This is a genomic window from Rhizobium sp. NPDC090275, assembly GCF_044772225.1.
Taxonomy (GTDB): Bacteria; Pseudomonadota; Alphaproteobacteria; order Rhizobiales; family Rhizobiaceae; genus Rhizobium.
In genome coordinates this window covers 1-23,949 of the sequence record NZ_JBIVYL010000002.1, presented here as the reverse complement: position 1 = coordinate 23,949, position 23,949 = coordinate 1, and the positions used below count along the sequence as shown (strand labels likewise).

The following is a 23,949-nucleotide window of genomic DNA, read 5'->3' as shown; positions in this document are numbered from 1 at the left end:
AGGGTCAAGGACCGGTTAGGTATGGCGATCCTCGCATCAACCTCTCGGCGCGAAGAGGATGATCGCGGTGCCCGCGAAGCAGACAAGGGCGCCGCTGATGTCCCATCTGTCAGGAACGCGGTGTTCAACAAGCCAGAGCCAGATTAGCGAGGCGACGATATAGATGCCGCCATAGGCCGCGAAGGTGCGGCCCGCCGCTTCGCTCGGCACCAGCGTCAGGAGCCAGGCGAACAGCGCCAGCGACACCATGCCGGGCGCCAGCCACCAGATCGGCTTTCCCATGCGCAGCCATGCCCAGAAAGCGAAGCAACCGGCAATCTCGAAGAGGGCCGCGGCGGCGTAGATGATATAAGTCACGGCAGGTGCCTTCGAATCGCTTGGATCAGATAGTTTTCCTAAGTGAGATAGGCACGCGACGGCGATCACCGGCAAGCAACAAACGGCATTTCTGATGACTTCCAATCTGACAGCTGCATCTTCCGCGATTCTCGAGCGCGACGGGCGCTTCCTGCTGGTGCTTCGACGCAATCCGCCATCGGCGGACATGTACGCCTTTCCGGGCGGCAGGGCGGAGCTTGGGGAAACGCCGGATCAGACCGCGTTGCGCGAGTTCGAGGAGGAGACGGGTATCCGTGCCCGCAACCCCGAGATCTTCGCCACCTATGATTTGAAACAGCATGGCGCGGACGGACGGCTGACCAGCCACTTCTTTCTTTCGGTTTTCCGCGTCGAGGCAGATGCCGATTCGGTTGCCGTGGCGGCCGACGATGCGGCGGCGCTCGGTTGGTTCACGGTTGATGAGATTCGCCGGCTGCCGACGCCGCAAAGCGTGCTTGAGTGCGCCGAACGGCTGGCGACAGCCACGGAATGAGGAAGGGGAATAAGCAAGGGGAAAGGCAACCCCGCACCTTGTCCCCGTCATCTTCAGGGTGTCCAATACGCACATGATTCCCCTTCACCGCGTTTTGTTGTGTGTTGTTCTTGGCGTCTCCACGGCGATACCGACATTTGTCTCGGCGCAGGGGCCGACAGCGGTTGCGCCGGACGAACCGGTCGCGCCGAAGGATGTCACCGTTCCCTATGACGACAAGCTTGGCCGGTTGGCCGAGGTGCTCGGGTCGGTGCATTATCTGAGAACGCTCTGCAAGGCTCAGAACGGCGAGGAATGGCGGGTGCGAATGCAGCAACTGCTTGATTCTGAAGCGAAAGATGAGCCCGCACGGAAAGAGAAACTGACGGCGGCCTTCAATCGCGGATACCGCGCCTTTGCCTCCGTTTATACCGATTGCACACCGGCGGCGATCATGGCAGAAGAACGCTACCGTAACGAAGGCGCAACACTCGCCACGGAAATTACGTCACGCTTTGGAAATTAACGATAAATTAACCTCTTTTTACAGGGGGACGTGTCGTTTTGGGAAAAGGCTGATAGTGTTGTTAACCAGACAGTAAGGCATGCAGTTCGAGGAAAAGCTAATGGAACCGAGCCTCAACGACATCGACGACATGATCGTCCACGAAAAGATGCAGGCGGCGCTGGAGTACCATAACGAAGCCTGGGCCGACGGCATGGCCGACGGTATCGAACCCGAGATCATCGCCGACACGGCGATCATTCACGCGCTTCGCGAAACCATTCGCCTGCACGGCGAAAAGAACGCGGAAGCCTTGCTGGAATCGTTGCGAGAACGCATGCTGGCCGGTGAGTTTTCTCCGACCCGCACCCTGCAATAACACAGAGAGTTCCATGCGCACCGATATGAACAATGCTTCGCGGCCCGCGATCGCGCCGCTTTTGCTTGCAATCAGCCTCGGTGCCAGCAGCCTGATGAGCGCCCCATCGGCGTTTGCGCTGTCGGAGCTGCAAAAGACCCCCACCGCTTCCGACGGCACATCAACCGACAAGCCACCGAGCGCGCCCGACGCATCGTCAGGCGTGCCGGCCCCCGGCCCTGTGATCAGCAAGCCGGCGGGCCAGAGCCCCGACACGACGCCTGGCGCGCAGGACAGCTCCAAGCCGGTCGAGGTTCTCTACGACATCAGCAAGGTGCCGGAACCGGTTCGCCACATGCGCGAGCAGATCGTCGAAGCGGCCGCCTCCGGCGATCTCGAGCGGCTGCGGCCGCTGTTCGGCACCGGCGCCACGCAGACTCAGGTCAGCGTCGGCGAGGCAACCGACGATCCGATCGGCGCCCTGAAGGATCTCTCGGGCGACCCTGATGGCGACGAGATCCTGGCGATCATTCTCGACATCATCTCGACGGGCTTCGTCCATGTCGGACAGGGTACGGCTGACGAGATGTATGTCTGGCCCTACTTCGCTGAGAAGGACCTGAAGAAGCTGACGCCGCCCGAGCGTGTCGAGCTCTTGCGCATCGTCACGGCAGGCGATCTTGCGGACATGCAGGAATTCGGCGGCTACAATTTCTATCGCCTCGGCATCACCGCCGACGGCAAATGGAAGTTCTTCACCGCCGGCGACTGATGCTTGCGATCCCCGCTCCGACGACATACTTCTGAGCGATAACAACGCGACAGGTGCGCCATGCCAGCCGTATTTCTGAAAGACCGCGCGCTCATCCGTGTGAGCGGCGCCGAGGCACAGTCCTTTCTGCAGAACCTCATCACCACCGACATCGTGTCGCTGGATGCAGCCGAAGCGCGTCCCGGTGCATTGCTGACGCCGCAGGGCAAGATCCTGTTCGACTTCATGATCTGGCGCGATGGCGACGACTTCATCATCGAGACGGACGAGAGCCAGCGCGAGGCGCTGACGAAGCGGCTGACGATGTACAAGCTGCGCGCTGCTGTTGCACTTGCCGCAGAGGGCAATGGCGTGACCGTCTCCTGGGATGACGCTTCGAGTGAGGGCTTCAGGGACAGCCGATTCGCCACGGCTGGCATCGACGTTTTCCGCCGTCCGGGCGAGCACGGCAGCGACGATGTCGCGCTTTACGACGCGCTGCGCGCCGCGCATGGCGTCGCCGTATCCGGCTCCGACTACGCGCTTCAGGACGCCTTTCCGCATGACGTGCTGATGGACCTGAACGGCGGGCTCTCGTTCAAAAAGGGCTGCTATGTCGGCCAGGAAGTGGTCTCGCGCATGCAGCACCGGGGAACGGCGCGTCGTCGCGTCGTGACCGTGAGCAGCACCGAGCCGCTTCCCGCCTCCGGCACCGAAATCACTGCCAACGGCAAGCCTGTCGGCACACTTGGCTCGGTCTCGGGACATGGCGGGCTGGCTATCGTCCGAATCGATCGCGCCGGTGAGGCCATGTCTTCTGGCACGCCGCTGCTTGCCGGCGACGTCACCGTGACGGTTGCGCTGCCCGCATGGTCCGCGCTCGTCTTTCCGGCCGCCTCCGACGAGGCCAGCGCTTGACGACGAAGGCTCCCCGCGCCTGGCAGCGCATGCTTTCCGGGCGCAGGCTCGATCTGCTTGACCCCTCGCCTCTCGATGTCGAGGTGAGCGACATTGCCCACGGCCTGGCGCGCGTTGCCCGCTGGAACGGGCAGACATCGGGCGATCACGCCTTTTCCGTCGCGCAGCACAGCCTCGTGGTCGAAGACATCTTCCGGCGGCTGAACGAGGCGACGCCAGACCAGTGCCTGATGGCGCTGCTTCATGATGCGCCGGAATACGTGATCGGCGACATGATCTCGCCCTTCAAATCCGTGGTCGGTGGCGGTTACAAGACCGTCGAGAAAAGGCTTGAAGCGGCGATCCACCTGCGGTTCGGCCTGCCGCCGCATGCGTCCCGTGAGCTCAAGGACAACATCAAGAAGGCCGATACGATCGCGGCCTATTTCGAGGCCTCACATCTGGCCGGCTTCAGCGCCAGCGAGGCGCAGAAGCTTTTCGGCCAGCCGCGCGGCATCACCAAAGAGATGCTCTTGTTGACGCCGCTACCGGCGATCGAGGCGCAGCGGCTGTTCTGCGAGCGCTTCGCCGTGATCGACGGCCTGCGGGGCAAGCCATGACCTCGATTGTCGTGACCCCGCTTGCGCGCATCGCCGAAATGGCAGTGCGGCACCGCGCCCGCGAAATGATCAGCCTGATGGCGAAGGAGCAGAGCTTCCATCGCCCGGCGGTCATCCAGGCACACCGGCATCTGTTGCTCCACATGAACGACATCGCCTTCAAGGGCACGGGCAATCTCGTGGCGCCGGATGAGACGCATGTGCGGGAGATTATCGACTTTGCCGCTGAGTGGGATCAGACGACACCCCTCATCGTTCACTGCTGGATGGGCGTATCGCGCTCGCCGGCTGCGGCCGTGATCGCGGCCTTGTCGCTGAGGCCGAACCAGAGCGAAGAGGCCCTGGCGCAGCGCCTGCGCGCGGCCTCGCCCTATGCCACGCCGAACATGCGGATCATCGAGATCGGCGACCAACTGCTTGGCCGCGATGGGCGGCTGGTAAAGGCGATCAAGGAGATCGGCCGTGGCGCCGACGCCGATGGAAACGCGCCGTTCGTGCTTGCGCTTGACGAAGCGTGACGGTTTTAAACGGTTGACGCGCCTGCCTTCTGTCCCATCTACGCAGGTCAACCGATAATCATTTCAGATATTTGGCGAGATCATGGAACAACAGGCAACCGACGTAATCGTGGCAACCCGAACGGCTCTGAGCCAGGCGAGCGCGCTTGCGGTCCAATATTCTTTCTCCATCCTCGGCGCGCTGATCCTGCTGGTCTTGGGCTGGTTGATGGCGAGCTTCGTCAGCCGCTGGGCGTTCGAGGGCATTTCGCGGGTGCGTGGGATCGACGAGACGCTGGCGCGCTTCTTCACCAATGTCCTGCACTACGCGCTGCTGATTCTTGTCTTCATCACCGTGCTCGGGCAGTTCGGCGTGCAGACGGCCTCGATCATCGCGGCTCTTGGCGCGGCCGGTTTGGCCATCGGCCTGGCATTGCAAGGTACGCTGCAGAATATCGCTGCGGGCATCATGCTGCTGATCCTGCGGCCGTTCCGGGTCGGCGAATATATCGCGACGGGCAGTGTCGCCGGGACCGTGCGTGAGATCGGGCTGTTCGCCACCGAGTTCCGCACCGCCGACGGGCTCTATCTGCTGGCGCCGAACTCGACGCTCTGGAATACGCCGATCACCAATTACAGCCGCGAGAAGACGCGCAAGAACGATCTCACCATCAATGTGCGGGCCGGCGACGATGTCGATCTGGCGATGAAGACGCTGACGGATATCGCCAAGGCCGATTCGCGGGTGGAGAAATCGCCGCAGCCGAAGACGTATATCGACGCGGTGACCTCGGACAAGATCACTCTGACGCTGCGCTATTGGGCGAAGACCGGCGAATGGGACGATGCGCGCCGAGAGATTCTCGGCCGAGTGAAGGCGAGCTTCGACGAGAAGGGCCTGCCAATCCTGTAAAAAAGAGTGGCCGCCAATCCGGCGGCCACCTCTATCACTGCCATCGCAGAGCGAATGCTACTTGATGACGGCGCAAGCAAGCCGGGAGCCGGCATCGCCGGCCGGCTGGCTGCGGTAGTCATCGGAATTTTCGTGGATCATCAGGGCGCGGCCGCGAATGCCGTTCTCCTTGCCATCCAGCGTCACCATTCCATCGAAGACCTGTGCTCTCAGCACGCCGTCCTGCCCGACATATTGGTTCGGCATATCGCCGGCGTGCGGCCCCTTGGCGGCGAGCAGACCGTGCTCGGCCTTCGTGGGATTGAAGTGCTTGCCGGCCGATTCATGATGGCTGGCGGCATCGCATTTGCCGGTTTCGTGGATGTGGAAAGCGACCCATTTGTTGGCCGGCAGGCCGGAGACTTCAAGCTCGATCAAGACGCCACCGGCGGCGGCCGCCGTCAATGTGGCGCGGCCATCGTCCTTGCCATCGGCACCGACGAAATTCGCCTGCGCGGTCTGCTTGTCCTGCGCGACGGCAACGGTCGCCAAGGCCGCAACGGTCGCGAATGCTAGAGATAAAAGCCGTTTCATGTTGTCTCCCTCCTCTGAGCCCTCTTTCAGAAACGCGTGCGGCGTGCCGGTGTTCCCAGCATGGAGCGCAAAGAAAAAGCCGACCAACCGGCCGGCTTCTTCTTTGATCTATTGCTGAGCGAGCGATCAGGACGCGATGTCGAGATCATACTGGCCATAGGTGTTCTTGTAGAGAACATTGGCCGAGTTTGCCTGGCCGTCGAAACCGGAGCTCAGAGCACCGGACTGACGCGCTCCCATCATGAAAGCAAGAACGCCGTTCGACAGCTTGGGAGCTTCCTGCGTGCCCTCGGACGGGCTTGCAACGGAAAGGATTCCCGGCTTCTCATCAGCCGCACGCTCAGTACGGCTCAACACGCCGTCACCATTGGAATCCAATCTCGAAAGAGTACCGAGATACGCATAGGACGTATCAACTGCAGACGAAATACGGTTCATACAAACCTCCGTTCACCGCATTACCGATGATTGTTTGTACGCAATACGAATATGGAAAAATCAGAACTAAGCCGGTGGATAAACTGATTTGCGAGGCCGGTCAATAAGTTGTTAATGTCGCATTAACCATCATTGACAAAATCTGACTATTTAACCAGTCGCGCTTTTTTTGCTGCAAGACGCCAGTCGGTGCGGCACGCGCGGATGGATGCGCGTATATAAATATAGCGTGATCCATATATCTTTTTCGCGGACAACCAAATATTAATGCGACCAAAGGATTATGGTCGTCGGCTTTATGATGCAAAATCAATCTTAGATTGTATTTTTGTTTTGTTCTAAACATTTCAGGAATGTCTTCGCATGTCGCGTGTGTCGCACGGGATCCCAATATTCAGGCAGTCAGTTCGCCCCGGCGTGCTCGCGCCCTCATGGTCGACGGAGTTGAGCGGCTATGGAAGCTGAAGCGCTTTTCAGGCGCCAATGCGCGGCATGCCTCAAGGAAGACGGCACGGCCGACGGGCAGCGCCTGATCAAGCTGGTTCTGGAGACCTATCGCCAGGCGAACCGAAACTTGGCCGAACAGAGCCGCCTTCTCGAAATCGTCCTCAATCACCTGCCGCTTGGCCTCTGTATTTTCGATTCGGACCAAAGGCTCGTGGTCTCGAACATTCGCTTCCAGCAACTATTTGGGCTGGAGGTAGACGACACGCGAGCGGGAACATCGATCGGCTCGCTGATCGCCAAGATCGACGGCCTTGAGAAAGCTGGGGCGAGAGCAGTTGCCCGAGAGAGCAGATCCGATGGTGGGCGGATTCGTCGCCGCGAATGGGAGATGAATGACGGTCGTATCATTCAAAGCGTCGTCACCGTACTCCCCGACGGTAGCAACATCTCCATTCACGCCGACATCACCGAAGATCGAAAGGCGGCCGAACGCATTGCGTTTCTCGCGCACCACGATCCCCTCACCGGCCTGCCCAATCGCATCCGGTTCCGTGAACAGCTCGATACCGCACTTGCCGCAAGAAAGCCCGACGATCAGATCGCGCTCATCCATCTCAATCTCGACCGTTTCAAGTCGGTAAACAACACGCTCGGCGTTTCGGCCGGCGATAAAATCCTGCGGCAGGTGGCGGATCGCTTGCGTGCTCTGGCGGGCAGCAGCAACATTCTGGCGCGACTTGGATCCGACGAGTTCGCCATCCTTCAATGCGCGCGAGAGCAGCCGTGGAACGTCATGGCGCTTGCAGATCAGATCAGGCGCGAGCTCTCGGAACCCTTCTTCCGTGGCGACAAGGCGGTAGAGCTCAGTGTATCCATGGGCATCGCCATCTGCCCCAAGGATGGTGCGGAGACCGAGTTGCTTCTCAAGCATGCCGGCGTTGCGCTGTCGCATGCGAAAAGCGGAGGCCGACGCGGCGAGCGCTTCTTCACATCGGAGATGGAGGCGCAACTCGAATCGCGGCGGGCGCTTGAAGCCGACTTGCGCAAGGCCGTTCACAACGAAGAATTCGAGCTTCACTATCAGCCGCTCTATGACATGGCTGAACGGCGCATTTGCGGTTTCGAGGCGCTGCTCCGCTGGAACCATCCAACCCGCGGCCGGATCGCGCCGTTGGAGTTCATTCCACTGGCCGAGGAGGTCGGACTTATCGTCGACATCGGCCGATGGGTGCTCAAGCGCGCCTGCATGGACGCCATTACCTGGCCTACCGATATCAAGGTTGCCGTCAACGTCTCAGCTATCCAGTTTATCTCCAGCGACCTGGAAGAGGATGTCTGCGCCGCACTTGCGATATCCGAGCTTTCACCGGGACGCCTGGAAATCGAGATCACCGAGAGCGTCTTGATGGAGAACCGCGACGAGGCGCTGCCAATTCTGCATGCGCTACGCCAGCGCGGCGTCCATATCTCGATGGACGACTTCGGCACTGGCTATTCGTCGCTCAGCTACCTGAGCAGCTTCCCGTTCGACAAGATCAAGATCGACAAATCCTTCGTCAACGACATCGTGGACAACAAGGAAGCCTTCGCGATCATGCGCGCGATCATTCTGCTCGGCGACGCACTGGGCATGCGGGTCACCGTCGAAGGCGTGGAGACGGCACAGCAGCATGATCTGCTGGCTCAAGAGGCTTGCGACGAGATCCAAGGCTACCACATCAGTTCACCACGCCCTGCCCTAGACGTGCCGAAGTTGCTCGCAGGTTCACAACCTCACGGCAAAGCCCAGGCAGTGTGAGCCGCATTGCGACTCGTCACCGCCCGCTCTAAGAGAGGCGGTCTCCGTCTACTTCTGGTGCGCAAATGAAAGAGGCTCAGGCCTTCCGTCCCTACGAAACGCTTGCTGAAGCGCTTATCCCGCATTCGCACGAAGGCGACGATGGTTCGCATGATCTCGCGCATATCATGCGCGTGTTCAGGAACGCCATGCGCATCCAGGCAAGCGAAGGCGGAAACGGGCGCGTTCTTGCCGCCGCGGTCCTGCTGCATGATTGCGTGGCCGTCGAGAAGAGCTCGCCGCTCAGAGCCCAGGCGTCCGCGCTTGCGGCGGACAAAGCCTCTGGGGTGCTGGCCGGGCTTGGATGGTCGAAGGACGATATCGCAGCCGTCGCCCACGCGATCCTGACGCACAGCTTCTCGGCCAACATCGAGCCCGAGACGCTGGAAGCGAAGATCCTGCAGGATGCAGACCGGCTGGATGCGATCGGCATGGTCGGCGCGGGCCGCTGCTTCTATATAGGCGGGCGCATGGCGTCGTCGCTTTACGACCCGCTCGACCCTGCCGGAAACGACCGCCCGCTTGACGACCGGCGTTATGTCATCGACCATTTCCAGACGAAACTGTTCAAGCTGGCCGATGGATTCAAGACGGCCGCTGGCCGGGCGCTTGCGGCGGAACGCGACAAGAGGCTGCGGGATTTTCTCGACGCCTTCATGGACGAAATCTAGGAGGACTTACATGCGCGTCAGCGATCTCTTCATCTATCCGCTCAAGAGCGCCCGTGGCATCGCGCTTCAAAGCACCGAGATCGATGCCTTCGGCCTGCCCGGAGACCGGCGCGCGATGCTGATCAATCCGGATGGTAGCTTCATCACCCAGCGCGAAATGACGGATCTGGCGCGGCTCGACGTTCGGCAGGAGGCATCCGGTTTCAAGCTCGGCATGAACGGTGAGGAACTCTTCATTCCCCTGCCCGATGGCGGCCAGCGCATCGATGTCTCGATCTGGAAGTCGCTCGTCAACGCCGCGATCGCCGACGACCAATCCAATCAAGTGCTCTCGCGCTGGCTCGGCCGAGATCTCAAGCTGGTATTCTTCGATGACGTCGCCAACCGGACGGCAAGTGCCGAGTGGGCCGGCGACGGCACGCCGGTGACGTTCGTGGACGGTTACCAGATACTGGTGACCACAACAGGATCGTTGAAAGCGCTCAATGCCAATATTGCGGCTCACGGCGAAGGCAGCGTCGGAATGGAACGGTTCCGGCCGAACATCGTCATCGACACAGACGAAGCCTGGGCAGAGGATCGCTGGGCGGCAGTCGAGATCGGCGGTATTCGCTTCGACCTGGTGAAGCCGTGCGCGCGTTGTATCATGACCACGCAGGACCAGCAGACCGGTTCGCGAGAGGTCGCAAATCCGATGCCAGCGATGGGCCGCATCCGCATGTCAGCCGACCGACGCGTTCCAGGCCCTCTGTTTGGCTGGAACATCACGCCACGCTCTACTGGTACGATTGCGATTGGCGATACGGTGAAGGTACTCGACGAACGACCGGATGGATGGGCATTCAAGGTGCGCAAGAGCGCCTGAAGGATGGGCTAAGCAGCGGCGGGCTTCAGCGCCTTGAGCGCGGCCTGCACGAAGCCCTCGCGGGCCGTCGACGGTTCCAGGCCGCGCGGCTCGTAGACATGGCGGTGCAGGAAGAAAGCCGTCAGGCGAAATGCCTCGGACAGGCTGTCGAAATCGGCGGCCTGCCGCTTCTCCACGGATAGGAAGGCCGGCAAAGCGAACATTCTGTCGGCCCAGGGCGCGCCAGCGTCGCGACTGACCGCGCGACCCGACTTCGGCGAGACATACGCCAGATCAGCGCGGGTGCCGGTTGCGGCGCATTCGTTGAGATCCAGCCCAAAACCGAGATCGTTGAGCACGGCGAGCTCGAAGCGAACGAACAACTCGCCCGCATCGGCTGGATTGTCGAGATTGTCGAGAATGACTTCCAAGGCTTCGAAGAGATGCGGATGCGGATCGCGCTCCGGCAGAAGCCTGAGCAATGCGCCCATGGCCTGGACGCCATAGACCGCAGTCGCCGTTTCCATCAGCCGGGCGGCGCGAAGCGTGAGGGGCTCTATCTTGAACTCACCCATATGCTCATCGAGACGGGCGCGCCAGGTGACCTCCACCTCATTGCCGGGCTGCAGCACCGGCTGCATGGCGCGCGAACGCCCGGATCGCACCATGCCCAGGTGACGGCCGCGATCCGGCGTCATCACCTCGGTGATGACGCTTGTCTCGCCATGGCGCCGAACGCCAAGAATGATTGCACGACCTTGCCACTGCATTAGAAATCGACCTTCACACCACGCGCTATCCTAGCGCATGGCGCAAGCCCTGTCATGAAAGCCGATCAAGCCTCGGAGGGGAAAAGCCGGCGCAGGAAGTCCCGCATCGCATCTTCGTCGAACGGCTTGACGAGAAGCGGCCTGTTTTGCAGGTCTTCTGGAAAATCCAGCGTATCGGAGTAGCCACTGACGAAGCCGAAGGGGATTTCGGCGGCGACCAGCCGGCGGGCGAAATCGAAGCTCATGACCTCGCCGAGATTGACGTCAAGCAGGGCGAAATCATAGCTGTCGGCTTGGATCGCCTCATTGGCCTGCTCGACGCTATTGCAAATATCGATGGTCTCGACACCGACGGCACGCAGAATGTCTTCCGCCTCCATCGCGATGATCAAGCTATCCTCGAGAACCAGAACACGTCTCGCGACCATGATCAGAAAGCCCTCTTCCGGGCGCCGCCATCGACGCACCATGTATCCCAAAATCGCATTTCTACCCCTGACAACCCACGGCCTCAGCCGAGAATTTCACGCCGCCTATGCTTGCATAGCCGCTTTTTCAGTCTTGGTCGATATTAGCGAATCTCGACACAAGAATGGCTCGTGCTGGACATTAGGGTCCGGCCCTGGAATTTGCATTTAAAAAAGACATAGATAGAAGCGCTTAGAGGAAGGGGCGCACCCTCTCGTCGAGCCCATCCCAGGCAGCAATTTTGGCGAGTGTTTCGCCATCCAGCACCTCGCAGGCGCGCTCCTGCCAGCGGATCAGATTGCGCGAAGCGAGCTTTTTCAAGGTCTTGTTGGTGTGCACGATAGAGAGGCCGAGCGTATCGGCGATGTGCTGCTGGGTGATCGGGATGGCGCTATGGCCGTTAAAGAGATTGAGCTGCTTGCCGCGCTGATAGAGGAAGGCGATCAGGTAGGCGGCGCGCTCCAGCGCCGTTCGACGGCCGATGCTCAGGAGGTGTTCGTCGAGGATCCGCTCTTCCTGCGCCGCCATCCAGGTGATGTCGAAGGCGAGCGACGGATGCTTGTTGTAGAGTGTCATCAGCTTGTCGCGCTCGAAGACGCAGAGCGAAACAGGCGACAGCGCCTCGATCGAGTGCTGCATCTCGCCCATGATGGTACCCTGGAGGCCGATCAGATCGCCGGGCATGATGTAGTTCAGGATCTGGCGCCGGCCGTCTTCGAGCGTCTTGTAGCGAAAGCCCCAGCCGGTCAGCACCGTGAACAGGTGGGCGCTGTGGGCGCCTTCGACCAGGATCGTGGCGCCAGCATCGGCCGCCAGCTCACCCTTCTTGAATTTGGAAATGAAGCCCAACTCGTCGCCGGTGAACTCGCGGAAATGCGGCAGCGGCCGCAAGGGACACTGTTCGCAGGGTGTCTTGAACGAATGCGTCGGCCGTGATGTCGCCATGCGCTCCCCATAATCCAGAAAAAGCGGCGCCCCGAAATCGAGACGCCGCTTTTTAAGAACTCATCACTTGCAACTTTGTTCCATCGACCCTTGAATTTTTCCAAGGAAACGAGGGACTTGCGGGATAGTCGCGCCGCTTACTGGCGCGGGAATTCCAGGCCCATTTCGCGGAAACGCTCGGGATCGTCGCCCCAGTTCTCGCGCACCTTCACGAAGAGGAAGAGGTGTACGGTCTGCTCGAGGATTTCCGACAGTTCCTTGCGCGAGGCGGTGGAGATCGCCTTGATCGCTTCACCATTCTTGCCGAGAGCGATCTTCTTCTGGCTATCGCGCTCGACGTAGATCACCTGTTCGATGCGAACGGATCCATCCTTGCGCTCTTCCCACTTTTCCGTCTCGACATGCGAGGCATAAGGAAGCTCCTGATGAAGGCGCAGGAACAGCTTCTCGCGGGTGATCTCGGCCGCCAGCTGACGCATCGGCAGATCGGAGATCTGGTCTTCCGGATAATACCACGGTCCCTCGGGAAGCGTCTTGGCGAGATAATCCATGACATCGTCACAGCCCGAGCCGTTTTCGGCCGAGATCATGAAGGTCTGGTCAAAAGCGACGTACTCGTTGGCCGCCGAGGCCAGCGCCAGCAGATCCTCGCGCTTCACGCGGTCGATCTTGTTGAGAGCGAGGATCTTGCGCTGGGGCACGTCCTTCAGGCTCTCAAGGATCTTCTCGGCATCGCCACGCAGGCCACGCTCGCTGTCGATCAGGAGCATGATGATATCGGCATCCTTGGCGCCGCCCCAGGCGGAGGTCACCATGGCGCGATCGAGCCGGCGGCGCGGCTTGAAGATACCAGGCGTGTCCATGAAGACGATCTGGGCGTTGTCATGGGTGGCGATGCCGCGAATGACGGCGCGCGTCGTCTGCACCTTGTGGCTGACGATCGAGACCTTGGCGCCAACCAGGCGGTTCAGCAAGGTCGACTTGCCGGCATTGGTCGGCCCGATCAGGGCGACGAAGCCGGAATGCGTCGGGCCAGCGGGTTCAGCGGCGCTATCCGCGATGTCATGTTCTTCGGTCATTGTTCCCGTCAATTTCCGGCAGACGATTTCTGCCAAATGCCTTCGCGTTCGAGCATCTTCGTTGCGGCCACCTGCTCGGCGGCTCGCTTGGAGCGCTCGACGCCCGTTTCCGGCTTCACGCCGGCGACTTCGACCGTCACCGTGAAGCGCGGATCATGATCCGGTCCGGTGCGTTCTTCAACCCGGTAGTTTGGCGTCACGCCGAATTTGGCATGCGACCATTCCTGCAATTCCGTCTTGGCGTCGCGTCGGGCACCATCGGCGCGCACCGCCCGCTTTTCCCAATACTTCACGATGAAGTGGCGCGCGACCTCTAGGCCGGCGTCGAGATAGATCGCGGCGATCAGGCTTTCGACGACGTCTGCGCGGACATTCATCATGCGCTTGCCGGTGAGCTTCTTCACGTCGGCACCGGTGCGGATGTAGAGATGCAGGCCAAGCTCGTCGGCAACTTCGGCGCAGGTATCGGCGCTGACCAGCTGGTTCAGGCGGACAGAGAGTTCGCCTTCCGTGGCGGTGCCGAATGTCCTGAAAAGCATCTCGGCGACACACAGGCCAAGCACCCGGTCGCCAAGAAACTCAAGCCGTTCATAATTCGCACCCTTCTGGGTGCGGGCGCTTGCATGCGTCAGTGCACGGTCGAGGCGCTCTTTCTCGGCAAAGACATGGCCGATCAGCGCCTCGAGCTTTGTTCGGTCAGCCGCCGAAAGCGTCGGCGACTTGCTCATTCAACGCCCTTGAACAGTCGATCCCAACGCATGTTGGAAGGCCACTTCCAGATTTCGCGGAAGGAGGTGTCGTTGCCGAGCGAGAAGAAGATGACGCTGGCGCGGCCAACCAGATTTTCGGCCGGGACGAAACCGACGTCGAAGCGGCTGTCGAGCGAGTTGTCGCGGTTGTCGCCCATCATGAAGTAGTGACCTTCTGGAACGATGAACTCGCGGGTGTTGTCGCCGCGCGATACCGGCGACTGGTCGAGCGTGTCGTAGGTCACGCCATTGTCGAGGGTTTCGCGGAATACCGGAACGTCCTGGCCCGGATCCTGCGCGTAGTCGGAGTTGAACGTACCATCCGGCACCTTCGGAACAGCCTTGCCGTTCACGTAAAGCACGCCGTCCGTCACCTGGATGTGGTCACCGGGGAGACCGACGAGGCGCTTGATGTAATCGACCTCAGGGTTCGGCGGGAAGCGGAAGACGACAACGTCGCCGCGCTTCGGCTCGCTTGCGAAGATACGGCCGCTGAACAGGTTCGGCGAGAACGGCAGCGAGTATTTCGAATAGCCGTAAGCGAACTTGTTGACGAAGATATAGTCGCCGACGAGCAGCGTCGGCATCATCGAGCCCGAGGGAATGGTGAATGGCTGGAACAGGACCGTGCGGATGACCATCGCCAAGACGAGTGCCTGGACGATGACCTTGATGTTCTCCCAGAGGGCGTTCGGCTTGGCTTGAACTTTTTCGGACACGCAGTTCTATTCCTTCAGAGCGCCAAAACGGCGCAAGTCTTTAATCGGTTCTGTGTAGCGGCTTCGGCTGATTGCGGCAATGCCACCAACATTAAAAGCGGGACATGTAACAGTCTGTTGCTCTGCAGTCAGTCGCTCAGCGGCAGGGCCTCGATGATGACGAAGGCCTGAGCCAAGGGATAATCATCTGTAATTGTCAAATGGATGGCGGCGCGGTGCCCCGAGGGCAACATCTTCTGCAAAATCTCGCCGGCGCCGCCTGTCAGCTTCATCGTCGGCTTGCCGCTCGGGAGATTGACGACGCCCATGTCCTTCCAGAAGACACCCTGGGCGATACCCGTACCCAACGCCTTGGAGCAGGCCTCCTTGGCGGCGAAGCGCTTGGCGTAGGAGGCGGCGCGGTTGGCCCGGCGGTCGGATTTCTGCTGTTCGATCTCGGTGAAGCAGCGATTGGTAAAGCGCTCGCCAAATCGCTCCAGCGACTTCTCCACGCGCCTGATATCGATGAGATCGCTGCCGATACCGATGATCATACTGTTTCCTCAAGCGAAACGGGCTCGGCGACGCGGAGGCGCGCACGCTCAAGCAGACGGGCACGGCGGCGCCCCTGGAAGCCCCTCACCGTGTAGAATGTCGCGAAGTAGATGGCCACGGCGGTGACGGCTGCCGGCGGCAACGAACCGATCAGCATCGGCTCAAGGACTGGGCGCCAAAGCTCGCTGAAGTGCAGTTCGTGGAAGAGCGCGGGAAGATCGACCGCATTGCCCTGCATCGTATCCTTGCGGCTCAGGAGCAGATGTCCGATTTCCCAGGTCGTCCCCCAGATGAAAGGATAGGTCAACGGATTGCCGAAGGCCGCGCAGCCGAGAGCGGCGGCGACCATATTGCCCGACAACAGATAGGTGATGACAAAGGCCATGATGAAATGGACGCCGATGAACGGGGTCCAGGACACGAAGATCCCGGCCGCGACGCCAACAGCCACCGCATGTGGCGATGCCCTCAGGCGAAGCACGCGCATCACGAGATAGCGCGGGGGCCTCAAGAATCCCTTTCGCGGCCAAAGCAGCTCACGCAGCTTTTCACGAAATCCAGCGGGTTTCCGACGACGAAATAACATGGCGCGTATGTAGTGCATGCCGCACAGGCCTGACAAGAGCGCCAGACCTCCTCAGTCGCTATTTGATGTGCGCCGACTGAGTATCTACCGGGGCGTAACTCAAACGCCCCTTCCCACTTGCAAGTCCGATAACCGATTAACGGCTACGGAACAGACCACGGTCAACCTGACGCTGGCGGTATTCGAGATCGATACGGTCGAACGAGCCGTTCAGGTATGCGGTTTCGCGTTCTTCAGCGCTCGGAGCGCGCAGGGCACGAGCGAACTTCTTGATCGGTGTAAACATTTGGATGCCTCTTTCTTTCGGTCACTTGTTGATGACCAGAAGATAGGCGGAGACGAGCGTTTTTACCAACGCTCTAACTCTCAGTCAGCCATGCGCAGAACGCATATCTAGCCCCTCATCTGCGACAATTTGACCATAAAACGATCACATATTGTGCAAACCACGTGCAGATGCGCCCGCTTTACTCGTAAAGCCGGCGCACGGTCGCAACGCAATCCAGCTCATTCAGCTGCGCAAGCAATTGATTCAACTGGCGAAGATCCCAAACTTCCACATCGAGCGCCATCTCCGTGAAGTCGGTGGCGACGCGAACCGTGTTGAAGACGCGGATATTGACGTCGACATCGGCGACAGTGCGGGCGAGCTTGGCGAGCGTGCCGGGCTCGTTTAGCGCATTGACCAGGATGCGGGCCATGAAGCGCGACTTGTTAGCCTCGTCCAGATCCCAGCGCACATCGATCCAGCGATCGGGTTGCTCGTCGAAGCGCTGCAGCACGGGCGACTGGATCGGATAAATCGTGATGCCCTTGGCGTTTTCGGTCGTGTTGGTGATGCCGACGATGCGATCGCCGGGGACAGCGCCCGTCGGGGCGAACTGCACGTCGATATTGCTGGAGATGCCACGGATCGGCACGGCCTCGGCATCGCCCAAGGCTTCAAGGCCGTTCGGCGCATGCTCGGTTGCCTTGCCTTTATCCGGAATCTTGAAGATCATGCCGGTGGCGCTGCGAACATTGAACCAGCCATCATCGCCCGAGGGCTTCGAGGTGATGCGCTCTTCCTGGTGATCGGGATAGACGGCGCGCAAGACGTCGAGCGACGACATCTCGCCGCGGCCGACCGAGGCAATCGCGTCCTCGACATCCTTCTGGCCGAGACGGTGCAGCGCCGGCTTCATCGCCTCGCGGGAGAAGACCTTGCCGGCGCGATCAAAGGTGCGCTCGAGAATGCGGTGGCCGAGGCCGGCATATTGCTTGCGGATGGCCATGCGGGTGGCGCGGCGGATGGCGGCACGCGCCTTGCCGGTAACGACGATCTCTTCCCAGGCCGCCGGCGGCACCTGCACGCCGGAGCGGATAATCTCGACCTCGTCACCATTCGCAAGGCGGGTGACGAGCGGCATGATGCGGCCGTTGATCTTGGCGCCAACCGTGGTGTCGCCGATGTTGGTGTGAACGGCATAGGCGAAATCGATCGGGGTCGCGCCGCGCGGAAGCGCAATCAGCTTGCCCTTCGGCGTGAAGCAGAAGACCTGATCCTGGAAGAGCTCAAGCTTGGTGTGCTCCAGAAACTCTTCCGGGCTGTCGCCTTCGGCCAGCGCCTCGATCGTGTGGCGAAGCCAGGAATAGGCGTTGGATTCGCGCGAAAGGATGTCGCCATCGGCATTGGTGGCGCCGTCCTTGTAGAGCGTATGAGCGGCGATACCGAACTCGGCGATCTCGTGCATGCGCTTGGTGCGGATCTGCAGTTCGATGCGCTGGCTCGATGGGCCGACGATGGTGGTGTGCAGCGAACGATAATCGTTCTGCTTCGGCGTCGAGATATAATCCTTGAAGCGGCCGGGGACGACGCGCCAGCGGGTATGGACGATGCCGAGGCCGCGATAGCAGGACGGGATGTCGTCGACGATGATGCGGAAGCCATAGACATCCGACAGCTGCTCGAAGGAGAGCGACTTAGACTGCATCTTGCGGAAGACTGAATAAGGCTTCTTCTGGCGGCCCTTGACGTAGGCATTGGTCAGGCCGTTGGCGACCAGAAGATCGCGAAGCTCGGTCTCGATCTTCTTGACCAGGCCTTCATTGCGCCGCGACAGCTCCTCGAGCCGCTTGGTGACCGTATCGTAGGCCTCGGGGTTGATGTGGCGGAAGGACAGGTCCTCCAGCTCCTCGCGCATATCCTGCATACCCATGCGGCCGGCGAGCGGCGCATAGATATCCATCGTCTCTTCGGAAATGCGGGCGCGCTTTTCCGGCGACATGTGGTCGAGGGTGCGCATGTTGTGCAGGCGGTCAGCCAGCTTGACCAGCAGGACGCGCACGTCGTCGGAGATGGCAAGCAGCAGCTTGCGCAGGTTCTCGGCCTGCTTCGCCTTCTTGGTGACGAGATCGAGCTTCTTGATCTTCGTCAGGCCTTCGACCAGACGGCCGATATCTTCGCCGAAGAGTTCATCGATCTCGGCGCGGGTCGCGGTCGTGTCCTCGATCGTGTCGTGCAGCAGGGCGACGGCGATCGTCGACTCATCGAGATGCATGTCCGTGAGGATGGCGGCGACTTCGAGCGGGTGGGAGATATAGGGATCGCCGCTTGCCCGCTTCTGCTGCCCATGCTTCTGCATGGCATAGACATAGGCTTTGTTGAGCAGGGCTTCGTTGGCGTCGGGCTTGTATTTATGAACCCGCTCCACGAGCTCGTACTGCCGCATCATGCCGAAACCACTCCATCACAAAAGAAAAGCGCGCCAATCACAGATTGGCGCACGTGATACTCAATCATATGCCGAAGCAATAATGGCGCAAGATTGACGATTAGTAATCGTCGCTCTTTTCCGGCGGCACAAGGCCTTCGATACCGGCCAGAAGCTCTTCTTCCGACATCTGGTCGAAGGTGATCGTCTCCGGAGCGTCTTCCTGCTCTTCGCCATCGGCAGCAGCCGCGGTGGTGATGAGGCTTGCCGGATCGGGCTCGGGCTCGTCGACTTCGACGTGCTTCTGCAGCGAATGAATCAGGTCTTCCTTCAGGTCGTCGGGAGACAGCATCTCATCGGCGATCTCGCGAAGGGCGACGACCGGGTTCTTGTCGTTGTCGCGATCGATGGTGATCGAGGCGCCCTGGGAAATCAGCCGGGCACGGTGGCTGGCAAGCAGAACCAGCTCGAAGCGGTTCTCAACTTTGTCAATGCAATCTTCTACTGTGACACGGGCCATTGCCTGTCCTTTACGGTCGGGATCTCGGGATTAGCACGGCGATACAATTAAAAGCAGGCGAATTCAAGTTTTTAGTGAAGGAGCCGTTCGAGCCTGTGGGAACTTTCTAATTTTAGAGGTTTCCACTAAAAGTTGCTTGGAATATGCCGAATCCTGCCCTAAATCTGACTTATATGAATAGTTCATAAAGTAAGAATTGTTCTGAATTTTTCAGATAACCCATTGTTTTCGTGGGCTATCTGCAGCCGCATATTAGATTACTCAAAGTGGATTGGTACGCGATGTTCGACCCGCGAGAAAAAATTGCACTTTTCATTGATGGCGCCAATCTCTACGCGGCGTCCAAGAGTCTCGGCTTTGATATCGACTACAGAAAACTTCTGAAAGCCTTCCAGAAGCGCGGATATCTGCTGCGCGCCTACTATTACACGGCCCTGATCGAGGACCAGGAATATTCCTCAATCCGCCCGCTGATCGACTGGCTGGATTACAACGGCTACAAGGTCGTGACCAAGCCGGCCAAGGAGTTCACCGACTCCATGGGCCGCCGCAAGATCAAGGGCAACATGGATATCGAGCTCGCGATCGATGCGATGGAGCAATCCGAAACCGTCGATCACCTCGTGATCTTCTCCGGCGACGGCGATTTCACGACGCTGGTCGAAGCGCTGCAGCGCAAGGGCCGGAAGGTCTCGATCATCTCGACGATGGCAACGCAGCCGCCGATGATCGCCGACGATCTCCGCCGCCAGGCCGATCACTTCATCGACCTCTTGTCCCTGAAGAGCGAAATCGGCCGCGACCCGTCCGAGCGCCCTGCCCGTCCGGTCGAGCCTGCGGCATCCAGCGACTTCGAAAGCTGACGCGAGCAACCAAGGCTCCAAAAGAAAACCGCGGCATTTGCCGCGGTTTTGATTCAGGGAGCTTTCTAATCAGCCATTATCCTTGAGAAGCCGGCTCTTCTGCCGGTTCCAATCGCGCTCTTTTTCAGACTCGCGCTTGTCGTGCAGCTTCTTGCCCTTGGCGAGCGCCAGCTCCATCTTCGCGCGGCCGCGATCGTTGAAATAGATCTTCAGCGGAATGAGCGTCATACCTTCGCGGTTGATGCCGGCGCGCAGGCGATTGATCTCGCGGCCCGACAACAGGAGCTTGCGGCGACGGCGCGGCTCGTGGTTGAAGCGGTTGGCCTGCAGATATTCCGGAAGATAGGAATTGATCAGCCAGATCTCGCCGCCTTCGTCCGACGCGTAGGATTCGGCGATATTGGCCTTGCCCTCGCGCAGCGACTTGACCTCGGTGCCCATCAGCACCAAGCCAGCCTCGTAGGTATCGACGATCTCGTAATTGTAGCGCGCCTTGCGGTTTTCGGCGACGATCTTCTTGACGACGCGCTGGCTGCCTTTGGGGGCCATGACAAATTCCAATTGCTCGGGGGCGCGATATCCGCGCCCGCACTTCTCGGCTTTATGTAGAGGCGCGGCCCATCTTTGTGAAGGCCGCGCGTTTTATCGGTTCAGCAGGCGATCAGTTCAGAAGGCCAGCGTGGCGCAGCGCCGCGTCGAGTGCCGCTTCCGTGCTTGCCTCCAGCGAGGAGACCAGCGGCGAGCGAACCGTACGGTTCATGCCGCGGATCTTCGACAAGCCATACTTGGCGCCACAGAGGCCCGGCTCCAGGAAGATCGCCTTGTGCAGCGGCATCAGCCGATCCTGGTATTCGAGCGCCTTGGCGAAATCGCCAGCCAGCGTCGCGGCCTGGAACTCGGCACAGAGGCGTGGTGCGACATTGGCGGTTACCGAAATGCAGCCGACGCCGCCATGGGCGTTGAAGCCGAGCGCGGTTGCGTCTTCACCGGAGAGCTGACGGAAATCCTTGCCGCAGGTGATGCGCTGTTCGGAGACGCGTTCAATCTTGCCGGTCGCATCCTTGACGCCAACGATGTTGCCGTACGCCCTCGCAAGCGCGCCCATGGTTTCCGGCGTCATGTCGATGACCGAACGGCCCGGGATGTTGTAGATGTAGATCGGCAGCTTGATGGCTTCGGCGACCGCGGCGAAATGGGCGTAGAGGCCCTTCTGCGTCGGCTTGTTGTAGTAAGGCGTGACGACCAGAACCGCATCGGCACCGGCCTTTTCGGCATGCTGAGCGAGTTCGACGGCTTCGCGGGTGTTGTTGGAGCCGGCGCCAGCCATGACGGGAACGCGCTTGGCGGCGGCCTCGATACAGAGTTCGACCACGCGTTTGTGTTCGGCATGCGACAGGGTCGGGGATTCGCCGGTCGTTCCGACTGGAACGAGACCGCTGCTGCCTTCCTTGATCTGCCAGTCGACATGGGCGGCGAAGGCCGCTTCATCGACAAGGCCGGCATCAGTGAAAGGCGTGACGAGTGCGGGAATGGATCCCTGGAACATGCAGAACTCCTTACGACCGCAATCCATGCTTCGGCCGCATTCCTTGAATACGAAGGAGCGCACCATAGTGCGCCACAAAGGGTCCGACAAGCGTACAGAGCTTTGTTGCAACAAATTCCGATCGCAAATGTGAATGAAATTGAAGGGCTTCGGTAAGGTTTCGTTAATATGCGTCCCAGCAAATGTAGGGACGCGTTTCCATTGCGAGTATCCCTGATGAAGAGAGCTGTTCTGATCCTGTCCGCGCTCGGCCTGACGGCCGCTGGATGGGGCACAATTGCCGCGCAGCTCCCAGGCGAAGACGCGCCCGTTCCCGATGTTCGTCCGATCGGCTTCCTACCACAGACCTCGCTGCCGGAATCGATGACGACAGGCGCGATCCCGCGTAGCCAGGCTATCGCCCCCGTCAACAGCGACCTGAAGAGCGGCCTCGACGCTCTATCCGCCAAGGACCCGATGCAGGCGATTTCGATCCGCAACGGTATGGCGCAGGGCACGCTCGACCGTCACATCCTGACCTGGGCGATCGCCGTCTCCGGGCAGAAGGGCGTACCCTCGGTCGAGATCGCTACCGCTGCCCAGGAATTGAAGGGCTGGCCCGGGCTGGCAAAGCTCCGGATATACTCCGAACGTGCGCTCTATGACGAAAACCCCTCGCCCTCAGCCGTTCTCGCGGCCTTCGGCGAAACCGCCCCTGAGACGACGTCAGGCGCGATGATCCTGTCGCGCGCGCTTGTCGCCACCGGCAAGCAGCAGCAGGCGGCCAAATACATCCGCAAGGTCTGGCGCGGCGAGACGCTGGACAAGGCGACGGAAGACAAGATCCTGGCCGAATTCGCCGGCCTGCTGACGGTTGCCGATCACAAGGCGCGCATGGAATATCTGATGTATCGCAACCGCACGGCGCAGGCCAAGCGCTTCGGCGATCTCGGGCAAGCGCAATCGCTTTACAAGGCGTGGGAAGCCGTCGCCAGCAAGGCGCCGAATGCGGGCGCGCTTCTTGCCGGCGTCGATGGAAAATGGAACGGCGATCCGGGCTATCTCTTCGCGCGCATCGAATATCTGCGCAAGCAGGAGAAGTATCCGGAGGCCGCCAAGCTTCTGCAGCAGATGCCGCGCGACCGCGACGAACTGGTCAATGCCGGCGAATGGTGGAATGAGCAGCGGATCGTCAGCCGTGGGCTGGTCGATCAGGGGCAGTTCAAGCTCGCCTACGGCATCGTTTCGAAATACGCGGCGACGACGCCGACCGATATCGTCGAGGCTGAATTCCACGCCGGCTGGTACGCGCTGCGCGGGCTGCAGGACCCGACAACGGCCCAGACCCATTTCCGCAAGATCCTCGACTTCTCCAACGGTCCGATTTCAGTATCGCGCGCCTACTACTGGATGGGACGCTCGGCCGAAGCTGGTGGTGCCGGCAAGGCTGCCGAGTTCTACGCCAAGGCCGCGGGCTATCCGACCACCTTCTACGGCCAGCTTGCCGGCGAGAAGCTTGGCCGCAAGACGATCAATGTCAGCTACCCCTCGCCCAGCCCGGCCGACCGTCAGCGCTATCAGGCGCGCGAGGCCGTGCAGGCCATCGCCCGCCTCGACGCCGCCGGCCATGGCTGGCGGGCCAACGCACTTTATCTCGCTCTCGGCGAGCAGATGCAAAGCCCTGGCGAACTCGCTATCCTCTCCGCGCAAGCCGAGCGCTCCGGCGACCACCATCTGTCGCTGCAGATCGGCAAGAGCGCTTACGCGCGCGGCGTCGACGTCGCGGCGCTGGCCTTCCCGATCGGCGTCATTCCCGGCACCGCCAACATTTCCGGCTCCGGCAAGGCGCTCGCTTATGCAATCGCCCGGCAGGAGAGCGCCTTCAATCCGACGGCGGTTTCCATCGCCGACGCGCGCGGCCTGCTGCAGATCCTGCCCGGAACGGCGATGGCCGTCGCCAAGCGCCACAACATCGCCTATTCCAAGGACAAGCTGACCGCAGACGCCGGCTATAACGCGACGCTTGGGGCGCATTATCTCGGCGAGCAGATCGACGCCTTCGGTGGCTCCTACATCATGACATTCATCGCCTACAATGCCGGGCCGAAGCGCGTTCCGGAATGGATCGGCCGCTATGGCGATCCGCGCGGCAAATCGATCGATGCCGTGGTCGACTGGATCGAGCGCATTCCCTTCCCCGAGACGCGCAACTATGTGCAGCGGGTGATTGAGAACTATGAGGTGTACAAGGCCCGGTTGGGTCAGCCCGTCAGCATCCAGAAGGACCTGATTGGCGG

29 protein-coding genes are annotated in these 23,949 nt (G+C 60.6%); 13 read left to right on the top strand and 16 right to left on the bottom strand.

Annotated elements, in window-relative coordinates:
* Window positions 1–36: 36 nt before the first annotated feature.
* On the bottom strand, window positions 37–357 hold the full coding sequence (locus tag ACIQUB_RS04260; RefSeq protein WP_113237353.1) for a YnfA family protein: 321 nt from the start codon (window positions 355–357) through the stop codon (window positions 37–39).
* A 94-nt stretch (window positions 358–451) separates the two neighbouring features.
* On the opposite strand from ACIQUB_RS04260, the gene ACIQUB_RS04255 reads away from it, so the two are divergent.
* From ACIQUB_RS04255 to ACIQUB_RS04220, 8 genes are all read left to right on the top strand, one after another.
* The gene (locus ACIQUB_RS04255) at window positions 452–871 is read left to right on the top strand and encodes an NUDIX domain-containing protein (RefSeq protein ID WP_113237354.1); all 420 of its coding nucleotides are present in this window, start codon (window positions 452–454) and stop codon (window positions 869–871) included.
* Window positions 872–920: 49 nt separating this feature from the next.
* Window positions 921–1,376 carry a TIGR02301 family protein gene (locus ACIQUB_RS04250; protein ID WP_402929116.1) on the top strand — a complete coding sequence of 152 codons (456 nt, stop codon included), beginning with the start codon at window positions 921–923 and terminating at the stop codon, window positions 1,374–1,376.
* Between the two features lie 100 nt (window positions 1,377–1,476).
* On the top strand, window positions 1,477–1,734 hold the full coding sequence (locus tag ACIQUB_RS04245; RefSeq protein WP_018898795.1) for a hypothetical protein: 258 nt from the start codon (window positions 1,477–1,479) through the stop codon (window positions 1,732–1,734).
* Window positions 1,735–1,747: 13 nt separating this feature from the next.
* Window positions 1,748–2,485, top strand: a complete 738-nt coding sequence (locus tag ACIQUB_RS04240; protein ID WP_113237355.1) for a hypothetical protein — start codon at window positions 1,748–1,750, stop codon at window positions 2,483–2,485.
* 60 nt (window positions 2,486–2,545) lie between these two features.
* Complete coding sequence (locus ACIQUB_RS04235; RefSeq protein WP_113237356.1) at window positions 2,546–3,382, top strand: folate-binding protein YgfZ; 837 nt, start codon at window positions 2,546–2,548, stop codon at window positions 3,380–3,382.
* Between the two features lie 29 nt (window positions 3,383–3,411).
* Window positions 3,412–3,981, top strand: a complete 570-nt coding sequence (locus ACIQUB_RS04230) for an HD family hydrolase (protein WP_247750140.1) — start codon at window positions 3,412–3,414, stop codon at window positions 3,979–3,981.
* A complete protein-coding gene (locus ACIQUB_RS04225; RefSeq protein WP_113237358.1) occupies window positions 3,978–4,499 on the top strand; it encodes a tyrosine phosphatase family protein in 522 nt (173 codons plus the stop codon). Before ACIQUB_RS04230 ends, ACIQUB_RS04225 begins: the two co-directional genes overlap by 4 nt.
* Window positions 4,500–4,581: 82 nt before the next feature.
* Window positions 4,582–5,391, top strand: coding sequence for a mechanosensitive ion channel family protein (locus tag ACIQUB_RS04220; RefSeq protein ID WP_047513450.1), 810 nt, complete (start codon window positions 4,582–4,584; stop codon window positions 5,389–5,391).
* 57 nt (window positions 5,392–5,448) lie between these two features.
* On the opposite strand, the gene ACIQUB_RS04215 is transcribed toward ACIQUB_RS04220, so the two are convergent.
* Both ACIQUB_RS04215 and ACIQUB_RS04210 read right to left on the bottom strand, forming a co-directional pair.
* Window positions 5,449–5,964: a superoxide dismutase family protein gene (locus ACIQUB_RS04215; RefSeq protein WP_113237421.1), complete on the bottom strand. Its 516-nt coding sequence runs from the start codon at window positions 5,962–5,964 to the stop codon at window positions 5,449–5,451.
* Between the two features lie 126 nt (window positions 5,965–6,090).
* A complete protein-coding gene (locus tag ACIQUB_RS04210; protein ID WP_113237359.1) occupies window positions 6,091–6,402 on the bottom strand; it encodes a hypothetical protein in 312 nt (103 codons plus the stop codon).
* A gap of 454 nt (window positions 6,403–6,856) precedes the next feature.
* On the opposite strand from ACIQUB_RS04210, the gene ACIQUB_RS04205 reads away from it, so the two are divergent.
* The 3 genes from ACIQUB_RS04205 to ACIQUB_RS04195 all read left to right on the top strand — a co-directional run bounded on the left by ACIQUB_RS04205 (window position 6,857) and on the right by ACIQUB_RS04195 (window position 10,222).
* On the top strand, window positions 6,857–8,647 hold the full coding sequence (locus ACIQUB_RS04205; RefSeq protein ID WP_113237360.1) for an EAL domain-containing protein: 1,791 nt from the start codon (window positions 6,857–6,859) through the stop codon (window positions 8,645–8,647).
* 65 nt (window positions 8,648–8,712) lie between these two features.
* On the top strand, window positions 8,713–9,357 hold the full coding sequence (locus ACIQUB_RS04200; protein ID WP_113237361.1) for an HD domain-containing protein: 645 nt from the start codon (window positions 8,713–8,715) through the stop codon (window positions 9,355–9,357).
* A 10-nt stretch (window positions 9,358–9,367) separates the two neighbouring features.
* Complete coding sequence (locus ACIQUB_RS04195) at window positions 9,368–10,222, top strand: MOSC domain-containing protein (RefSeq protein ID WP_113237362.1); 855 nt, start codon at window positions 9,368–9,370, stop codon at window positions 10,220–10,222.
* Window positions 10,223–10,230: 8 nt separating this feature from the next.
* Here the strand turns inward: ACIQUB_RS04195 and recO are convergent, their stop codons facing one another.
* The 11 genes from recO to rpoZ form a co-directional block, all read right to left on the bottom strand.
* Entirely contained in the window at window positions 10,231–10,971 is a 741-nt protein-coding gene (gene recO, locus ACIQUB_RS04190) for a DNA repair protein RecO (protein WP_112941364.1), read from the bottom strand.
* A gap of 65 nt (window positions 10,972–11,036) precedes the next feature.
* Window positions 11,037–11,486, bottom strand: a complete 450-nt coding sequence (locus ACIQUB_RS04185; RefSeq protein ID WP_052214417.1) for a response regulator — start codon at window positions 11,484–11,486, stop codon at window positions 11,037–11,039.
* 145 nt (window positions 11,487–11,631) lie between these two features.
* A complete protein-coding gene (locus ACIQUB_RS04180) occupies window positions 11,632–12,384 on the bottom strand; it encodes a Crp/Fnr family transcriptional regulator (RefSeq protein ID WP_047513471.1) in 753 nt (250 codons plus the stop codon).
* Between the two features lie 137 nt (window positions 12,385–12,521).
* The gene (gene era / locus ACIQUB_RS04175) at window positions 12,522–13,463 is read right to left on the bottom strand and encodes a GTPase Era (RefSeq protein ID WP_018898809.1); all 942 of its coding nucleotides are present in this window, start codon (window positions 13,461–13,463) and stop codon (window positions 12,522–12,524) included.
* Between the two features lie 8 nt (window positions 13,464–13,471).
* Window positions 13,472–14,191, bottom strand: a complete 720-nt coding sequence (gene rnc / locus ACIQUB_RS04170; RefSeq protein WP_112941366.1) for a ribonuclease III — start codon at window positions 14,189–14,191, stop codon at window positions 13,472–13,474.
* Window positions 14,188–14,931, bottom strand: a complete 744-nt coding sequence (gene lepB / locus ACIQUB_RS04165; RefSeq protein WP_047513477.1) for a signal peptidase I — start codon at window positions 14,929–14,931, stop codon at window positions 14,188–14,190. The genes rnc and lepB overlap by 4 nt, the downstream gene beginning before the upstream one ends.
* A gap of 128 nt (window positions 14,932–15,059) precedes the next feature.
* Entirely contained in the window at window positions 15,060–15,464 is a 405-nt protein-coding gene (gene acpS / locus ACIQUB_RS04160) for a holo-ACP synthase (RefSeq protein ID WP_047513480.1), read from the bottom strand.
* Entirely contained in the window at window positions 15,461–16,051 is a 591-nt protein-coding gene (locus ACIQUB_RS04155) for a DUF2062 domain-containing protein (RefSeq protein ID WP_026283062.1), read from the bottom strand. Before ACIQUB_RS04155 ends, acpS begins: the two co-directional genes overlap by 4 nt.
* Before the next feature lie 136 nt (window positions 16,052–16,187).
* The gene (locus tag ACIQUB_RS04150; protein WP_018898814.1) at window positions 16,188–16,337 is read right to left on the bottom strand and encodes a DUF3563 family protein; all 150 of its coding nucleotides are present in this window, start codon (window positions 16,335–16,337) and stop codon (window positions 16,188–16,190) included.
* A 181-nt stretch (window positions 16,338–16,518) separates the two neighbouring features.
* Window positions 16,519–18,765 carry a bifunctional (p)ppGpp synthetase/guanosine-3',5'-bis(diphosphate) 3'-pyrophosphohydrolase gene (locus tag ACIQUB_RS04145; RefSeq protein WP_113237363.1) on the bottom strand — a complete coding sequence of 749 codons (2,247 nt, stop codon included), beginning with the start codon at window positions 18,763–18,765 and terminating at the stop codon, window positions 16,519–16,521.
* 100 nt (window positions 18,766–18,865) lie between these two features.
* Window positions 18,866–19,264, bottom strand: coding sequence for a DNA-directed RNA polymerase subunit omega (gene rpoZ, locus ACIQUB_RS04140; RefSeq protein ID WP_018898816.1), 399 nt, complete (start codon window positions 19,262–19,264; stop codon window positions 18,866–18,868).
* Window positions 19,265–19,545: 281 nt separating this feature from the next.
* On the opposite strand from rpoZ, the gene ACIQUB_RS04135 reads away from it, so the two are divergent.
* A complete protein-coding gene (locus tag ACIQUB_RS04135; protein WP_018898817.1) occupies window positions 19,546–20,127 on the top strand; it encodes an NYN domain-containing protein in 582 nt (193 codons plus the stop codon).
* A gap of 69 nt (window positions 20,128–20,196) precedes the next feature.
* Here ACIQUB_RS04135 and smpB read toward each other — a convergent pair whose 3' ends face one another.
* On the bottom strand, window positions 20,197–20,676 hold the full coding sequence (gene smpB, locus ACIQUB_RS04130) for an SsrA-binding protein SmpB (RefSeq protein WP_018898818.1): 480 nt from the start codon (window positions 20,674–20,676) through the stop codon (window positions 20,197–20,199).
* Between the two features lie 112 nt (window positions 20,677–20,788).
* Complete coding sequence (gene dapA / locus ACIQUB_RS04125) at window positions 20,789–21,673, bottom strand: 4-hydroxy-tetrahydrodipicolinate synthase (RefSeq protein ID WP_113237364.1); 885 nt, start codon at window positions 21,671–21,673, stop codon at window positions 20,789–20,791.
* 216 nt (window positions 21,674–21,889) lie between these two features.
* Here dapA and ACIQUB_RS04120 point away from each other — a divergent pair.
* Window positions 21,890–23,949, top strand: a 2,060-nt coding sequence (locus ACIQUB_RS04120) for a lytic transglycosylase domain-containing protein (protein ID WP_402928748.1), incomplete at its 3' end; no start/stop codon positions are given.

Excerpts from the sequence above, each read along its gene's own strand:
- ACIQUB_RS04235 (WP_113237356.1), top strand. The coding sequence starts at position 2,546 with ATGCCAGCCGTATTTCTGAAAGACCGCGCGCTCATCCGTGTGAGCGGC.
- ACIQUB_RS04200 (WP_113237361.1), top strand. The coding sequence starts at position 8,713 with ATGAAAGAGGCTCAGGCCTTCCGTCCCTACGAAACGCTTGCTGAAGCG.
- era (WP_018898809.1), bottom strand. The coding sequence starts at position 13,463 with ATGACCGAAGAACATGACATCGCGGATAGCGCCGCTGAACCCGCTGGC.
- ACIQUB_RS04205 (WP_113237360.1), top strand. The coding sequence starts at position 6,857 with ATGGAAGCTGAAGCGCTTTTCAGGCGCCAATGCGCGGCATGCCTCAAG.
- ACIQUB_RS04145 (WP_113237363.1), bottom strand. The coding sequence starts at position 18,765 with ATGATGCGGCAGTACGAGCTCGTGGAGCGGGTTCATAAATACAAGCCC.
- dapA (WP_113237364.1), bottom strand. The coding sequence starts at position 21,673 with ATGTTCCAGGGATCCATTCCCGCACTCGTCACGCCTTTCACTGATGCC.
- rpoZ (WP_018898816.1), bottom strand. The coding sequence starts at position 19,264 with ATGGCCCGTGTCACAGTAGAAGATTGCATTGACAAAGTTGAGAACCGC.
- rnc (WP_112941366.1), bottom strand. The coding sequence starts at position 14,191 with ATGAGCAAGTCGCCGACGCTTTCGGCGGCTGACCGAACAAAGCTCGAG.
- ACIQUB_RS04150 (WP_018898814.1), bottom strand. The coding sequence starts at position 16,337 with ATGTTTACACCGATCAAGAAGTTCGCTCGTGCCCTGCGCGCTCCGAGC.
- smpB (WP_018898818.1), bottom strand. The coding sequence starts at position 20,676 with ATGGCCCCCAAAGGCAGCCAGCGCGTCGTCAAGAAGATCGTCGCCGAA.
- ACIQUB_RS04245 (WP_018898795.1), top strand. The coding sequence starts at position 1,477 with ATGGAACCGAGCCTCAACGACATCGACGACATGATCGTCCACGAAAAG.
- ACIQUB_RS04155 (WP_026283062.1), bottom strand. The coding sequence starts at position 16,051 with ATGTTATTTCGTCGTCGGAAACCCGCTGGATTTCGTGAAAAGCTGCGT.
- ACIQUB_RS04225 (WP_113237358.1), top strand. The coding sequence starts at position 3,978 with ATGACCTCGATTGTCGTGACCCCGCTTGCGCGCATCGCCGAAATGGCA.
- ACIQUB_RS04220 (WP_047513450.1), top strand. The coding sequence starts at position 4,582 with ATGGAACAACAGGCAACCGACGTAATCGTGGCAACCCGAACGGCTCTG.
- ACIQUB_RS04195 (WP_113237362.1), top strand. The coding sequence starts at position 9,368 with ATGCGCGTCAGCGATCTCTTCATCTATCCGCTCAAGAGCGCCCGTGGC.
- ACIQUB_RS04240 (WP_113237355.1), top strand. The coding sequence starts at position 1,748 with ATGCGCACCGATATGAACAATGCTTCGCGGCCCGCGATCGCGCCGCTT.
- acpS (WP_047513480.1), bottom strand. The coding sequence starts at position 15,464 with ATGATCATCGGTATCGGCAGCGATCTCATCGATATCAGGCGCGTGGAG.
- ACIQUB_RS04135 (WP_018898817.1), top strand. The coding sequence starts at position 19,546 with ATGTTCGACCCGCGAGAAAAAATTGCACTTTTCATTGATGGCGCCAAT.
- recO (WP_112941364.1), bottom strand. The coding sequence starts at position 10,971 with ATGCAGTGGCAAGGTCGTGCAATCATTCTTGGCGTTCGGCGCCATGGC.
- ACIQUB_RS04255 (WP_113237354.1), top strand. The coding sequence starts at position 452 with ATGACTTCCAATCTGACAGCTGCATCTTCCGCGATTCTCGAGCGCGAC.
- ACIQUB_RS04210 (WP_113237359.1), bottom strand. The coding sequence starts at position 6,402 with ATGAACCGTATTTCGTCTGCAGTTGATACGTCCTATGCGTATCTCGGT.
- ACIQUB_RS04230 (WP_247750140.1), top strand. The coding sequence starts at position 3,412 with ATGCTTTCCGGGCGCAGGCTCGATCTGCTTGACCCCTCGCCTCTCGAT.
- ACIQUB_RS04215 (WP_113237421.1), bottom strand. The coding sequence starts at position 5,964 with ATGAAACGGCTTTTATCTCTAGCATTCGCGACCGTTGCGGCCTTGGCG.
- ACIQUB_RS04180 (WP_047513471.1), bottom strand. The coding sequence starts at position 12,384 with ATGGCGACATCACGGCCGACGCATTCGTTCAAGACACCCTGCGAACAG.